The following is a 15,296-nucleotide window of genomic DNA, read 5'->3' as shown; positions in this document are numbered from 1 at the left end:
GTCAGCCTCTCTGGCTCTCGATGCCGAGAGCAGCGTCGTCGGTGTCCAGGGCGTCCAGCTCGGCGTCGCTCAGGCTCTCGATCAGGGTGATGCTCTCGGTGATCGCGTCCAGGTCGAGCGCGGTGCCGGCCCCGGGGTCCGGCAGGGCGCGCTCCAATGCAGCCGCCAGGTCGCCCAGCCTGTTCGCGTCGAAGACGGTCTGGACCGTCAGCTCGACGCCCGTCCGTTGCTTGACCAGGTTGATCAACCGGGCCACCAGCAGGGAGTTGCCGCCGAACTCGAAGAAACGGCTCTGCGCGTCGAGCACTCCCGCGTCGATGTGCAGCAGCTCGGCCCACACCTCGGAGACGATCCGCTCGGTGTCGGTGAGCGCGACCGCCGGCCCGCTCCGCACCGGGGCCTCCGGCTCGGGCAGCGCGGCGGTGTCGAGCTTGCCGTTGCCGGTCAGCGGCAGCGCGTCCAGCAGAACATAGGCGGAGGGCACCATGTACGGCGGGAGCGCGGCCCGCAGCGCGGTGTCCAGTTGCTCCCGCAGCTCCTGCTCCCACGGCCCGCCGGGCTCGTCCCGGCGGTCGTCCGCCGGGACTACGTACCCGATCAGGCGCCGTTCGTCGCCCTGGCCGCGGACCACCACCCGGGCCTCCCCGACGGCGGGGTGCTCGTTGAGCCGGGTGGAGATCTCACCCAGTTCGATCCGGTAGCCGCGGATCTTGACCTGGCCGTCGTTGCGGCCGAGGAACTCCAGCGAACCGTCGGCCAGTCGGCGTCCCAGGTCGCCGGTCCGGTACATCCGGGCGCCCGGCACCCCGACGAACGGGTCCGCGACGAAGCGCTGGGCGGTCAGCTCCGCACGGTTCAGGTAGCCGCGCGAGACCGCCTCGCCGCCGATGACCAGCTCGCCCACCGCCCCGGTCGGCATCGGGTTGCCGTGCCGGTCCAGCACGTACACGCTCATGCCCGGCATCGCGCCGCCGATCGGCCTGGTGGTCAGGCGGGTGTCCGGCTCGGTGACCACCCGGTAGGTGGTGACAACCGTCGTCTCGGTGGTCCCCCACATGTTCACCAGCTCGGTCCCCTCGTTGACCGCCCGGGCGAACCACGGTGCCAGCGGCGCGGCGTCCAGCTCCTCGCCGCCGAGCAGCACCGTGCGCACTCGGTGCGGGGCACCGTCGTCGCCCTGCGCCGCGATCAACTGCCCGAAGCCGGTGGGTGTCTGGCCGAGCACGGTGACGCCCTCGGCACACAGCAGGCGGTAGAAGTCGCGCGGGCTGCGCGCCACGTCCCGCGTCACCACGACCAGCCGGCCCCGGTGCAGCAGAGCGCCCCACATCTCCCACACCGTGAAGTCGAAGGCGAAGGAGTGGAACAGCGTCCACACGTCGCCCTCCCGGTAGCGGAACCACTCCTGGGCCGCGACGAAGAACCGGGCGACGTTGCGGTGCTCGACCATCACCCCCTTGGGCAGTCCGGTCGAACCGGAGGTGTAGATCACGTACGCCAGGTCCCGCGGCGAGGCGCCCGCCACCGGCTCCAGGTCGGCGTCGGACAACGCCTCCCTGCGGGCCGTGTGGCCGGGGACGTCCACCACCTGGGCGCCGCCGACGTCGAGTCCCTCCGGCACCGCGCCGTCCACCAGCACCACCTTCGGGGCGCTGTCCGACAGCACGTGGCCGAGCCGCTCGACCGGCGCCGACGGGTCCAGCGGCACGTACGCACCGCCCGCCTTCAGCACCGCCAGCGCGCTCACCACCAGCCACTCGCTGCGCGGCAGGCAGAGCGCGACCAGCGACTCGTGCCCCACGCCCAGCGCCCGCAGGTACCGGGCCAGGCGGTTCGCCCGCGCGTTCAGCTCGGCGTAGGTCAGGGAGCGGTCCTCGCAGGTCACCGCCACCGCGTTCGGAACGGCACGGACCTCCTGCTCGAACCACTCGTGCAGGTGGCGCTCCGACCGGGCGTCGGCCGCCTCGGCCGTCACCGGCTCCCAGGCGAACTCGACGAGTTCGCGCTGCCGCATCGCGGCCGGCAGCACCGACAGGTCGAGCGCCGGGGAGAGGGCGCGCTCCTCGTCGAGGAGCGCCTCGACCAGGGAGGCCATGGCGGCCTCCAGGCAGTCGATCACGACGTCGGCGTCCTGGGCCCGGTGGATCAGCGCGTCGATCCGGAACGCGTGCCCGAGGTCGTCGACCGAGACGGTCACCGGGAAGTTGCTGCGCTCGAAGACGTCCGACAGCGGCGTGACGCCCACCCGCTGGAGCCGGGCGGCGATGCCGTCGTCGCTCGGCAGGTGGCGGTAGTTGAAGATCGCGTTGAACAGCGGAAGTTCACGGTCGGGCAGGCCGCTGTGCGCCCTGGCCTCGGTGAGCGGCACCTGCTCGTGGCGGACCAGCTCGTGCAGCAGCTCACCGGTCCGCCGGACCAGGTCGCGCACGCTCCGGCCGGCCAGGTCGAGCCGCAGGGGCAGGGTGTTGATGAAGCTGCCGAGCATCCGGTCCGTGCCCGCGGGCCCCTGGAGGCGTCCCGACAGGACCGTGCCGAACACCACGTCGTCGCGGTCCGCGCAGGCTGCCATGGTCAGCGCCCAGCCGACGTGGAACAGCGTCGCGGGGCTGGTCCGCAGCTCGGCCGCCAGCTCGCGGACACGTCGGGTCAGGCCGTCGTCCAGCGACCGGCGCGCCTCGACGACCTGCCGTCCGTCGCCGTGCACGTCGTGCAGGCCGAACACCACGGTCGGCTCCGTGACGTCACCGAGCAGCTCGGTGAAGAAGGCCGCAGCCTCGGGCCCGGCGGGCTGCCGACGGGTGTGGGCTACGAAGTCGCGGTACTGCACCGGCTCCGGCAGGGTGTCCGCCCGGCCGTCCATGTGTGCGGCGAGCTCGGCGAACAACAGACCGAGCGACGACGCGTCGTGCAGCATGTTGTGCAGGCTCAGCGCCGCGTGCCACACACCGGTGTCCGGCTCCAAACCGGCCTTCAGCCGGATCAGCGGGCCCCGGTCCAGCGGCATCGGCGGGGCGTTGCGCACCAGCTCCGCCAACTGGTCCACGGCCGGTGTCCCGGCCCGGAGCTCCGTCTTTGCCGGCTCGAACTCCACGTGACGCAGTACGGCCTGGACCGGCTCGCCGAGGCCGTCGGAGAGGATCACGGTGCGCAGCGCGTCGTGCCGGGCGATCACCGCCCGCAGCGCCTCGGTGAACCGGTCCAGGTGGTCGCGGTCCGCGAAGGAGAACAGTCCCGAGGAGATGTACGGGTCGTGCGCGCCGTCCCGGACGTGGTGGAAGAGCATGCCCTCCTGCATCCCGGCGAGGGGGTACACGTCCTGGAGGTTCGCGGCCCCGCCGGGCACGGCGGCGACGACCGCGGCGAGTTCCTGCTCGGTCAGGGAAACCAGGGGCAGCAGGTCGGGGGTGATCCGGGTGGTGCCGGCCGGGATCCCGGCCGGCAGGGGTGAGGTGCCGGAGTGGGCGGGGACGGGGGTCACCGGGGCGGGCTCGATGACGGTGGGCCTCTGCACGGCCTGCACCGGCTGGGCCGCCCGGGCGACGGCCGCGAGGTCGGGTGCGCGCAGGATGCTCGGCGGGTCGCAGAGCAGGCCGCGTTCGCGCAGCCGGTCGGCGAAGTGGTGGGCGAGCAGCGAGTGGCCGCCCAGGGCGAAGAAGCTGTCCTCGGGGCCGAGTTCCCCCACGGGCAGGCCGAGCAGCTCGGCGCAGACCTCGATGACCACGCGCTCCGGGCCGGCCGGTGCCCGGACGGGCTCGGGGGCCGGCGTCGCGGCTGCGGGGACGAGCACGGTGTCCTCGGACGCGGGCTCCGGGCTCGCCTGTGTGGGGGCCGCCGGCTCGGGCCGGTCCGCCGGGGCCACAGGGGCGGGCCGGGCCGACGTCCCGCCGAGCCAGTGGCTCGTCCGCTCGAAGGCGGTGGCCGGCAGCGCCACCAGGCGCCTGCGCCGCGTGTACAGCCCACCCCACGGGATACTGGCGCCGCACACCCACAGCTCGGCGAGCCGCTCCAGGTCACGGTCGGCGACCAGCGCGGAGACGAAGGCCTCGCCCCGGGACCCGTCGAGCACCGCCATGAGGGGCAGCGGGCGGTCGTCGGTGTTGCCCGTGTGCAGCACGGGTCCCGGCGATCCGTCGGCCACTGCCGTGCCGTCCGCCCCGGCCAGGAAGGCGGCGAGCGACGCCCGCAGTTCCTGAACGCTCGCGGCCACCACGGCGAGCCGCGCCGGCATCGCCTCACGGCCCAGCTGCAGGGTGTACGCGACGTCCGCGAGGCCCACCGCATCGCGCCGGCCGAGGAACTCCAGCAGCCGGCCCGCGGCCGTCCGCAGCCGCGCCTGGTCGGCGGCCGACACGACCAGCAGCTGTGGCCCGGCGTCCTCCGGTTGCGCCCGCCGGACCGCCGCCCGCGGCGGCTCCTCGACCACCATGCTGACGTGACTGCCGCCCGCCGCAACGGAGTTGATCAGCGCTCGCCGGGCCGGCGGTCGGCCCTCCGCGCCCTCGCGCTCCGCCCAGAGGGTCAGCCGCTCGCAGAGCGTCAGCGGCCCGCCGTCCAGGGCCAGGTTGGGGTTGGTCTCGCCGGTGGCGACGAGTGGGGCCAGCTCGCGGTGCCGGAACTGAAGGGCGACCTTGGTGAGCTGCGCGACGCCCGAGGCCGCCTCCGGGTGCCCGAGGTTGGACTTCACCGACCCGACCACCACGGGCTCGATCACCCCTTCGAAGACCTCCCGCAGGGCGCTCACCTCGATCTCGTCGGACAGCGCCGCGCCGTTCGCCGACGCCTCGACGTACCCGACCGACGCAGCCTCGGCACCGGAGCGCTCCAGCGCCCGGCGCATGACCGTCACCTGGGCCCGGCGGCTGGGCGTGAGGAAGCCGTTGGCGCGGCCGCTGTGCAGCGTGGCGGTCCCCTTGATGACGGCGTGCACCTCGTCCCCGTCGCGCAGTGCGGCGTCCAGCGGCTTGAGCAGGACCGCGCCCACGGCCTCGGCCGGGAGGTAGCCGTCCCCGTCGCGGAAGCTCCGGCTGTCCGGACCGCTGCCCAGCATCCGCATCTCGGACAGCCCGAGGAACTTGTCCGGACGGGGCGCCAGGTTCACCCCGCCGGCGATGGCGACCTCGCACTCCCCGCGCTGGAGGTCCGCGCAGGCCAGGTGGATGGCCATGGCCGAGGAGGTGCACATGCTGTCGACCGCCAGGCTCGGCCCCTCCAGCCCGAAGAAGTGCGAGACCCGGTTGGCGATCATGTTGTACGACGCCGTCGAGGTGAGCGCCGCGAGCGCGGGGTCGGAGGCGTCCGCCCGGTACTGCAGGTAGGAGGCGCCGGCGTAGACGCCGACGCTCCGCCCGTACCGGCGCTCGATCACCTCCTGGGTGACGCCGCAGCCCTCCAGCAGTTCCCAGACCGTCTCCAGGAACAGCCGCTGCTGGGGGTCCATCGCCGCCGCCTCACGGGGCGACACGCCGAACAGCGCCGCGTCGAACCCGTCGATGCCGTCGAGGAATCCGCCCCAGACGCCCGACCGTGCCGCCTCGTCCCAGCGGTCGGGGGGCGGCTCGGTGACGCAGTCCTTCCCGTCCCGCAGGTGCGTCCACAGCGTGTCCAGGTCCGCCGACTGCGGATAGCGGCCGGCGATGCCGATGACGGCGACGTCCATGAACTTCCCTCTGGGCTCGGTGGACCGGAGCGCTGCACGGTCCGGTGCGGATGTGGTCGTCGCGTCTGCCGGGGCGACTGCCGGCTCGGGTTCGAGTCGGGGCTCGGGTTCACGGTGGGGCTCGGGTTCACGGTGGGGCTCGGGTTCGGGTTCGCGTACGGAGTGGGGCTCGCCCAGGAGTGCACGCAGGGCCGCCGGGTGCTCGGCCGCGAAGTACCGCGCCAGCTCCCTCAGGGTCGGCAGTTCCAGCAGCAGGGTCCTGGCCATCGGGCCGAACGCCTTCTCCAGCCGGGTGACGGTCTCGACCGCCAGGACGGAGTCCATGCCGTACTGCTCCAGCGCGGCGTCCGGGTGCAGCCGCTCCGGACCGAGCTTGAGGACTTCGGCGAGCAGCCTCCGCAAGTAACCGACCGTCCGGTCCTCCAGCAGCCGGTCGCCGTCCTGCGCGGCCTCGGGCGTCGCGTCTGCCGCGGCCGCCGCGCCCGTCGGGTCCGCCGCACCGCGCCGGATCGCCCCGCCGGTGATCCGGGCCAGGCCCTCGTGCCGGCCCGCGAGCACGGTCAGTCTGCCGTCGCCGGTGGCCTCCGGGTCGGTCAGCGCCCACCGCAACACGGCGAGCCCCTGGGCGGATTCGAGCGGGACCAGGTCCAGGTCGCGCAGCCGCTGCGCGACGGCCCGGTCCGCTCCCATGCCGCCGTCGGCCCAGAACGGCCAGCCGACGGAAACGGACCTGCCGCTTCGTTCCCCCGCGGTGACCAGGCGGTTGCGGTACGCCGCGTAGGCGTCCAGGAAGGCGTTGGCGGCGGCGTAGTCGGCCTGACCGACGTTGCCGAAGGCGCCGGTGGCCGAGGAGAAGCAGACGAAGAACTCCAGCGGCTGGTCACGGGTCAGCTCGTCGAGGTGCACCAACCCCTTGACCTTCGGCGCCAGGACCCTCTCCAGCTCGTGCGGGACCTTGCCGACGACGAGCCGGTCCGCGAGGACGCCGGCACCGTGCAGGACGCCGGTCAGCGGTCCGTGCTCGCGGACCACGTCGGCCAGCAGCCGGGCGGTGGCCGCCCGGTCGGTGATGTCCACGCACCGGTACTCCACGGTGAGCCCCGCGGCGCGCAGCTCGTCCACCCTGGCCCGCTGCTCCCCGGAGAGGGCGGAGCGGCCGACCAGGACCACCGTGGCCCGGCGGACCGAGGCCGCGATGTCGCCCGCTACGATCCGGCCCAGCGCACCGGCGCCCCCGGTGACGAGGTAGACGCCGTCCTCCCGCCAGGGTGCGGTCGCGGCGCCGCCGAGCTCCGTCCCCTGTAGCACCGCCGTGTACCGGAGGCCGTCGCGGTAGCGCACCTCGGGTCCTGGCCCGGGTCCGGCCTCGGCCGTCAGCCGGGCGCCGACGGTGGCGGGGGACGCTCCGTCGAGGCAGTCCACGAGCTGCCCGTGCAGCCGGGGGTCCTCCAGGCCGGCCGTCCGCAGCAGCCCGGACAGGCCGCCCAGGCAGGCGAGCCGGTCCCGCTCCGGGCCGGTGGCCGCCGGCCGGGCCAGCGCGACCTGGAACAGCGCCGGGCCCAGCAGGCCGGGCCGCAGGATCTCTTGGAGCCGCGCGAGCACCTCCTGGGCGGCCTCGGTGTACTGCTGGTCCAGCGGGCCGTCCGCCAGAGCGACGAACCGGCACTCGGCGCCCGGCGGCAGCGCGGCTCGCAGTTCCTCGCGCTCGGCCTCGGAGAGAGTGCCGACCACCGTCACGTGGTGTGCGGTGAACCCGTTCGCTGCGCCGGCCTCGCCGGCCTTCTCGCCGGGCGCCCAGCCCGGAAGCAGCAGCAGCACCTCGCCGTCCGGCCTGTTGCCGTCCCGGCCTCTCGCCTCCAGGGGGTCCCCGTCCGGCAGGATCCCGCCGGGCGCCGGCCCGTCGAGCTCGATCCAGCAGCGCTCGCGGGCGAACGGGTAGCCGGGCAGCGGCACCCGGCGCGGCCTCGGTTCCGGACCGCCCGGGTGGCCGGGGCCGTTCGTCCGGGAGCCCGCCGGCACCGTCTCCCACGGCACCGGGGTCCCCGCGGCCCACAGCCGCAGCAGCCGGTCGCCCGCGCCCTCTCGGATCCAGTCGTCGAGGGCGCGCGCCTGCTCCGCCCCGTCCGGCGCGACCTCTGTGAGCACCGTGCCGCGCACCCAGCCGCCCGGCTGGTCCGGCTCGGCCGCGAACCGTGCGAGCACGGCTCTGGCCTGGGCCAGCGAGTCCGCCGCGAACGCAAGACGCTCCTCCAGGGCCACCCGGCCGGTCTGCAAAGTCCAGGCGACGCCGGGCAGATCGGCCTCGGTCAGCTCGGCCAGTCGCGCCTCCAGCCGCCTCGCCTGCTCGACCAGTTGGGCCTCGGTCCGGGCCGAGAGGACGAGCAGCGTGGGCCGGTCGACCGGGCCCGGTTGCGGCTCTGGCAGCTCGTACTCGGTGAGGACGACGTGCGCGTTCGAGCCGCCCGCGCCGAAGCTGGAGACTCCCGCCGTCCGGAGAAGGGAGTGGCTCCGCCCGCCGTCCACCACGGTGGGCCGCTGCCACGGCTCCAGGCTCCGCTGCACGCGCAGCGGGGTCCGCGGGAAGTCGATGTGCGGGTTGAGCGTGGTCGCGTGCAGGCTGGGCACGAGTTCGCGGTGCCGCAACTGGAGCAGCACCTTGGTGAAGCCGGCGATGCCGGCCGCGCTCTCGGCGTGCCCGATGTTGGACTTGACCGAGCCGATCGCGCACTGCTCAGGCCCCGCGCCGGCCTCCTGGAAGGCCTTGACCAGCCCGGCGATCTCGATCGGGTCGCCCAGCGCAGTGCCCGTACCGTGCGCCTCGATGTAGCCGACCGACCGGGGGTCGACACCGGATGCGGCCAGCGCCCGGCCCACGACGCTGCCCTGGGCCGCCGGGCTGGGCACGGTGTAGCCGTTGGTCCGTCCGCCGTGGTTCAGCGCGGTGCCCTTGACCACGGCGTGGATGTGGTCGCCGTCCGCCAGCGCCCGGTCCAGCGGCTTGAGCAGGACGGCGCCGACCCCCTCGCCGGGCACATAGCCGTCGCCGCCGGCCCCGAAGCTGCGGCAACGGCCGTCGCTGGAGAGGTAGTTGCGCTGCTCCAGCATCAGGTACTTGTTGGGGTGCGCGGTGACGTTGACGCCGCCCGCGAGCGCCACCCCGCACTGGCCGCTGCGGATCGCCTCACAGGCCAGGTGGATCGCGGTCAGCGAGGACGAGCACATGGTGTCCACGGCCATGCTCGGCCCTGTGAACCCGTGGACGAAGGACACCCGGTTCGCGACCGAGGACGCGCTCCCGGACAGCGCCACCGCCTGACCGCGGTCTTGGGCCTGCGCGCCGTAGAGCTGGTAGTCCTGGTACATCACTCCGGTGAAGACGCCGACGCCGCCGCTGGTGCGCTCCAGCAGCTCCCCGGTGTACCCGGCGTCCTCCAGGACGTGGTGCGCGCACTCCAGGAACAGCCGCTCGTGGGGGTCGAGGTGCTCGGCCTCCCGCTGCGAGATGCGGAAGAACAGCGGGTCGAACAGGTCGACGCCGTCGAGGAAGCCACCCCAGAGGTCGGCCTCCGCCGCCCACTGCGGTCGTGTCCAACGCTCGGCCGGGACCCGGCGCACCGAGTCGCGGCCGGACCTGAGATTTTCCCAGAACTCGTCCAGGTCCGCCGCCTCCGGGTAGCGGCCGGCGACGCCGATGACGGCGATGTCGATCCCGGCGCCCGCCTGGGACGCCTCGGACCGTTCCTGCGGGGGCGCGGCCGGAAGCTCGGGCAGGGCGCGCGTGCTCAGCCCGGACAGCTCGACGCACACCCGGCCCCGCTCGTCAAAGACCGTGACATCCAGCAGCGGCCGCGCTGCCGCCGGACCGCTGCCCGGCCGGAACCGGACCCAGGCCATGGCCCGAGCGGGGGTCGCGAGGCGTACGTCCACCCGCTCGACGGCGAACGGCAGGGCGGGCTTGGGCGCCCCATCCACCTCCCCGTCCGGCCCGAGCCAGAGCCCCGCGGTGGCCTGCAATGCCCCGTCCAGGACGGCCGGGTGCAGCAGGCACCCGGCGAGCGAGTCGGCGGAGGCCGGGAGCCGCAGCTCGGCGAGCGCCTGCGGGCGCCCCGCCGCGTCGGTGCCGGTACGCAGGCCGGTCAGTGACTGCTGGGCGGGGCCGTACTCCTGACCGAAACGGGCGAAGAGCTCATAGATCCGCGCCGCCGGCACCTCCACTCCGGTGCAGCCGGTCCGCGCCGTCTCCAGGGCGTCCGGCTCGTCCTCGCCGCCACCGTCACGGTCTTCGACCAGGCGCGCCCGGCCCTGGCAGTACGGCCTGTCGTCGTCCTGCGGAGCCGCGATCCCGAACTCCGCACCGTCGGCCGTCTGCCGCACGGTGACGCGCAGCTCCAGCCCGTCGGGCCCGCAGAAGGCGGGGCGCAGCCAGACGAGGTCCTCCAGTCGCACTCGCTGTCCGGCCGGCTCGCCGAACCAGGCGGCCACGGCAGCCCGCGCCAGCTCCACGTGGGCGACCCCGGGCAGAACGCGGGCGCCGCGCACCAGGTGGTCGCGCAGGTACGACTCGTCCCCGTCGAATCGGGTCTCGTACGCTGCGCCGGACTCGAGCGGGACGACCCCGTGCAGCATCGGATGCGGGTCCGTCTCCGCCTTCGCCTCTGGGGCATTCGGCTGTTCGCCCGGCTGGGCGAGGACGTTCTCGGCCAGCTCTCGCACGGTCGGCTGCGCGACCAACGCGGCCGCAGTGAGCGCCAGGCCGTAGCGGTCGTTCAGACGCTCCACGAGAGCGGCCAGGGTGACCGGGTCGAACCCGAGCTCCGTCCAGTCGGCGTCCGGGTCGACCTGCCCGGCCGGCACGCCGAGCAGCGCCGCGATCTCGTCCGCCAGCTCGTCGCACGGGACGGCCGCCGGCCCGGCCGGCTCGCCGCCGGCCCGTGCGGGGGCGTCCGTGGAGGGTGCGACCCCCGCCGGGCGGCCGGCCTGCGCAAGGCGTTCGTCCAGCCAGGCCGCCAGTTCCGCGATCGTGGTGTACTCGAAGACGACGGTCGGGGAGAGCTCGATGGCGAACCGGTCCTCCAACTCCCCCACCAGAGCGACCAGGGAGGCGGAGGTCAGCCCGAGCTGGTAGTAGCCGGTGTGCGACCCGACTTCAGCCGGCGGCACCCCGAGCCGCGCGGCGACCAGTTCGCGCAGCACGGTCACGACGTCCCGCCCCGCCGCGGCGTTCTGGGTCACGGCGGCCTGCCGGGCGGGCTCGCCCCGGACGTCGAGGGCCGCCGTGGCCCGGACCCGCTTGGCCGCGAGGCGGCCGACCTCGGCAATCTTCACCCCGCTCGCGTCGTAGAACTCGGCCCCCAGCCGGATCAGTTCGTCGTCCCGGCTGGTCGAGTCGGCCGAGACCCTGACGAAGCAGCTCCGGCCCAGCGGAGCGGTCGCCCGGAAGGACTCGAACACGATCGGCAGGTATAGGGCTTCGCCCGGGTCGCCCGCGCTTCCCTCGTGCAGCATGTGGCTGTTCACGCTGCCACCGAGCAGCCCCGCCTCGAACAGCGCCGGATGGAAGAGGAAACTGTCCGCACCGGCCTGCGACGCCGGGGGGAGTTCCAGCTCCACGACCAGGTCCGCACGGCGGTGGTGCACCACGCCGTCGACCCTCATCAGCCCCGAGTGGACCAGTTCGTGCTCGCGAAGCCAGCCGTAGATGTCGGCAAGTAACGTCTGCCGTTCCACTCCGGTGAGCGGCATGGACAGCCGCTCCGTGAAGGCTTGCGAGTGGGCTTGACGCACCGTCACCGACGCGTGCAGCACGTCCGCTTCCTGCCCGCGCCGACTGCGGACATCGATCCGCCAGCCTTCGGTGGGCGCGGGACGCCCCGCGACGGTGACCAGGACCCGCTCGCCCGGCTCGGCGACGAGCGGCGCCAGGATGGTCAGGTTCCGGAACTCGACGTCCGCCATGGCATGGCCGTGCCTGGCCAGGACTTGCAGCACCAGATCCACGTAACCGACACCCGGCAGCAGGTTTCGGCCGTAGACGACGTGGTCCCGCAGCAACGGGTTCTCGGACGTAATGGTGAATATCTCGGTGAACGGTAAGGATTCAGCCATCGGTATCCACCCCAGGGCAGCGTCGAATCGGCATTGGCACCCGACCCGGGTCCAATCATGGAAATCGCCGAGCCTTTATGGCAAAGCCCGGATCAACACACGAGGCAATGCAACATGACGGGCACGAACGGACAGTAAGGTCTCTCCGGCCACATAGCGGTATGGGCGCCCCTCGCCACAGCAAGGAGAACCGAAAGCACGCACCGGAAATGTATGGAGAGGACGGCCTCGCACCGTCAGAATTCAGAAAGCATCAATACCGGGCCCATCGCGGACCGGCAGATTCCCTGCACCGTCGGCGACTTCGGCCGACGGACTCAGCAGTCACATCCATCTCAGAAGAGACCCCCGTCACTCCCGTTTCCCTTCGTGATCATCAGTGATGCTATAGGGCGCCCGCAACGAACGCAATGAACGCAGTGTCACCGTCCCGCCGCCCCGCCGGACTGAGCGTAACGATCACCCGGTACGGCCGTGTGACATTCGGTCAATCGCAGCCGATACGCCCCCTGTAGCGAAATCGGGAAGTCACGCCCCCTTGGCTGGGGCGACGTTCAGCGGCCCCACCAAGGTGACTCGAAATAGCTCCAGCGGGAGGGGCGTTCGGGGGCACTGAGGGGTAGCGGCGAGGCGAAGTGGCCCCACCCTGGCTCTTGCGGTGGAACGGTGGATGTGGTCCGCCGAGGGTGGGTGCTGTGGATGTCCTTGTCCAAACGGGAGCTGTTCGACCGAATCCGCCGGGACAGCTGGCAACAGCAGCTGTCGATCCGGGCGTTGTCGCGCAAGTACGGCTCCACCGGCGTCTGGTGCGGGAGGCAGTGGCCTCGCCGGTGCCCAAGCCACGCAAGCAGCCGACGCGGGTCTCGCCGCGAATGGAGCCGTACAAGAAGACGGTCGACGACTGGCTGCGGGCCGATCTGGAGGCGCCGCGCAAGCAGCGCCACACCGCGAAACGGATCGGTACGCGACTGGAAGAGGAGTTCGGGGTCACGCTCCCGTACACCACAGTGCGTGACTTCGTCACCGCTCGCCGCCGCGCGATTCGCCGAAGAGGGCGGAGTGTCGGCCGAGGGCCTTCTGGTCAGGCACAACGTTTCCGGGGCGGACGCCGAGGTGGACTTCGGAGAAGTGTGGGTCGACCTGGCCGGGCAGCGGGTGAAGTGCTACCTGTTCGCATTCCGCCTGACCTACTCGGGCCCGGCCGTGCACCGGATCTCCCGCTCCTGCGGAGAAGGACCCCATGCCGCGGGCGAGCTGTCGGGGCACGAATCACACCTTCCGGGTGGGGCTTCTGAGGATGCCCCTTGCCGTCGGTGACCCGGCACTGCGAGGCAGACGCCAGCGGCGGGAACTGCTTCACAGCGGCGTCCTGCCGAAGATCCGCCCGGGCGGCCGAGGCCGGCGGCATCAAGGCCGCCGCCGGAGACTGGCCACCCGGGGCGGATGTGGCCGCGTGCCAGTGGACGTCACGGAGCGGATCATCATCCCGGTCACTGCGTTTGCCCGGCCCCCACATGGCGAGCCCTGCGCTGGAGTCCGCCTTGCTCAGGTGTTGAAGCCGGGCATGGACAGGTACTTGAGCTGCTGGTACTCGTGGAGGCCCTCGGGTCCGCCTTCGCGGCCCAGACCGGACTGCTTGATCCCGCCGAAGGGCGCCGCGACCTCGGAGACCAGGCCACGGTTGATGCCGACCATGCCGGCCTGCATACGGGCGGCGACCCGGCGGGCGCGGTCGATGTGGGACGTCATCACATACGACGCGAGGCCGTGCTCGGTGTTGTTGGCCACCGCTATGGCCTCGGCCTCGGTGGAGAACCGGTGGATGGCGGCGACGGGTCCGAAGACTTCCTCGTGCATGATCACGGCGTCGGCGGGGACGTGGTCCAGCACGGTCGGGGCCGCGTAGTGGCCCGGCCCGTCAGGGATGTTCGCCTCGCCGATGACGACGGCACCACGGGCCACGGCGTCCTCGACGAGGTGACGGACCTTGTCCACCGCACGGTGGTCGGCCAGCGGACCGAGCTCGGTGTCCTCCCGGTCCGGGGGTCCCACCTTGGTGGCGGCCATCCGTTCGCCCAGCGCAGCGGCGAACGCGTCGGCGATTCCCTCCTGGACCAGGAACCGGTTGGCGCCGACACAGGACTGGCCGCCAAGCCGCATCTTCGCGATCATCGCTTCGCGGACCGCGAGGTCGAGGTCGGCGTCGTCGAAGACCAGGAACGGCGCGTTGCCGCCCAGCTCCATCGAGGTGCGCAGCACCCGCGCCCCACTCTGCTGAAGCAGCAGCCTGCCGACCGGGGTGGACCCGGTGAACGACAGCTTGCGCAGCCGGGGGTCGGCCAGCAGCGCCGTGGTGACCGCTGCCGCGTCGCTGCTGGTGATCACGGTCAGGACACCCGCGGGCGCGCCGGCCTCGCGCGCCAGCTCGCCCAGCACCAGGGAAGACAGCGGGGTGAGCGCGGCCGGTTTGAGTACGGCGGTACAGCCTGCGGCGAGGGCAGCTGCGGCCTTGCGGGCGGCCATGGCCAGCGGCACGTTCCACGGAGTGATCAGCAAGCAGGGCCCGACCGGTTCGGCGACGGTGACGATGTGACTCCTGCCGTCCGGGGAGGGTGTGCTGCGTGCGTGGGGTCGGACCGCCTCCTCGGCGTACCAGCGGAAGTAGGCCGCGGCGTAGTCGACCTCGCCCCGGGCTTCGGTGATGGTCTTGCCGATCTCCAGGGTGATGATCCGGGCCAGCCGCTCACGGTGTTCGGCCAGGGCGTCGGTGAGCCGGTGCAGGACGGTCGCCCGGTCCCGCGGGCTGGTGAGGGCCCACTGGTCGGCGGCCGCGGCCGCCGCGTCCAGTGCCTTCAACGCGTCTTGTGCGCCGCAGTCGGCGACGGTGGCTATGACTTCCTCGGTTGCGGGGTTGCGCACCTCGAAGGTGCGACCGCCGGTGGCGGGTTGCCAGTCGTGGGCGAGGAAGCCACGGGGGACGGATTCCAGGACTGCCGACTCCACTGAGGGAGCGGTGAGCGTGTCAGTCATGCGCGTGGCTCTTTCGCTGATCGCAGGAGGGTGTGTTGAGAGAGCACGATCGGTGGGTGGTCATACGGCCTCGCCTCCGGGGTTGGCGACGCCGACGGTGTTCTCGACCGAGAGCAGGGAGTCCTGCCGTCCGGAACCGAGCCAGCGCACCAGGGCCACCAGGCCGAGCGCGAGGATCGCGAAGGCGATGAGGATGGCGCTGACCGCGGTCACGCTGGGGTCGATCTCGAAGGTGAGGGAGTTGTAGACCTGGACGGGGAGGGTGACGGTGTCGACCGAGGACAGGAACTGGGAGATGTAGAACTCGTCGAAGCTGGTGATGAAGGAGAAGATCGCCGCTGCGATCATGCCGGGCGCGGCGAGGGGGAAGGTGATCTTCCGGGCGATCGTGAGGCGGCCGGCGCCCATGCTGGCGGCTGCGTCCTCCAGGCGTTCGTCGATGCCGCGCAGGGTCGCGATCAGGATCAGCACCGCGATCGGCGAGGCCAGCACGGTGTGCCCGAGG

At 72.8% G+C, this 15,296-nt stretch carries 3 protein-coding genes; all 3 read right to left on the bottom strand.

Features of this window, described 5'->3' with window-relative positions:
• Position 1: 1 nt before the first annotated feature.
• Positions 2-11,761, bottom strand: coding sequence for a non-ribosomal peptide synthetase (locus KUM44_RS39485; RefSeq protein ID WP_217214592.1), 11,760 nt, complete (start codon positions 11,759-11,761; stop codon positions 2-4).
• Between the two features lie 1,545 nt (positions 11,762-13,306).
• On the bottom strand, positions 13,307-14,791 hold the full coding sequence (locus KUM44_RS39480) for an NAD-dependent succinate-semialdehyde dehydrogenase (protein ID WP_217214591.1): 1,485 nt from the start codon (positions 14,789-14,791) through the stop codon (positions 13,307-13,309).
• 60 nt (positions 14,792-14,851) lie between these two features.
• The coding region (locus tag KUM44_RS39475) for an ABC transporter permease (protein WP_254390781.1) at positions 14,852-15,296 on the bottom strand (445 nt) is incomplete at its 5' end.

Source organism: Streptomyces sp. AC550_RSS872 (assembly GCF_019049285.1).
Lineage (GTDB): Bacteria > Actinomycetota > Actinomycetes > Streptomycetales > Streptomycetaceae > Streptomyces.
Note: the sequence above shows the minus strand (reverse complement) of the source record. Positions and strands in the feature narration are given on the sequence as shown.

Bases quoted from the DNA above. Each gene is read 5' to 3' on its own strand.
- KUM44_RS39480 (WP_217214591.1), bottom strand. From the start codon at position 14,791: ATGACTGACACGCTCACCGCTCCCTCAGTGGAGTCGGCAGTCCTGGAA.
- KUM44_RS39485 (WP_217214592.1), bottom strand. From the start codon at position 11,761: ATGGCTGAATCCTTACCGTTCACCGAGATATTCACCATTACGTCCGAG.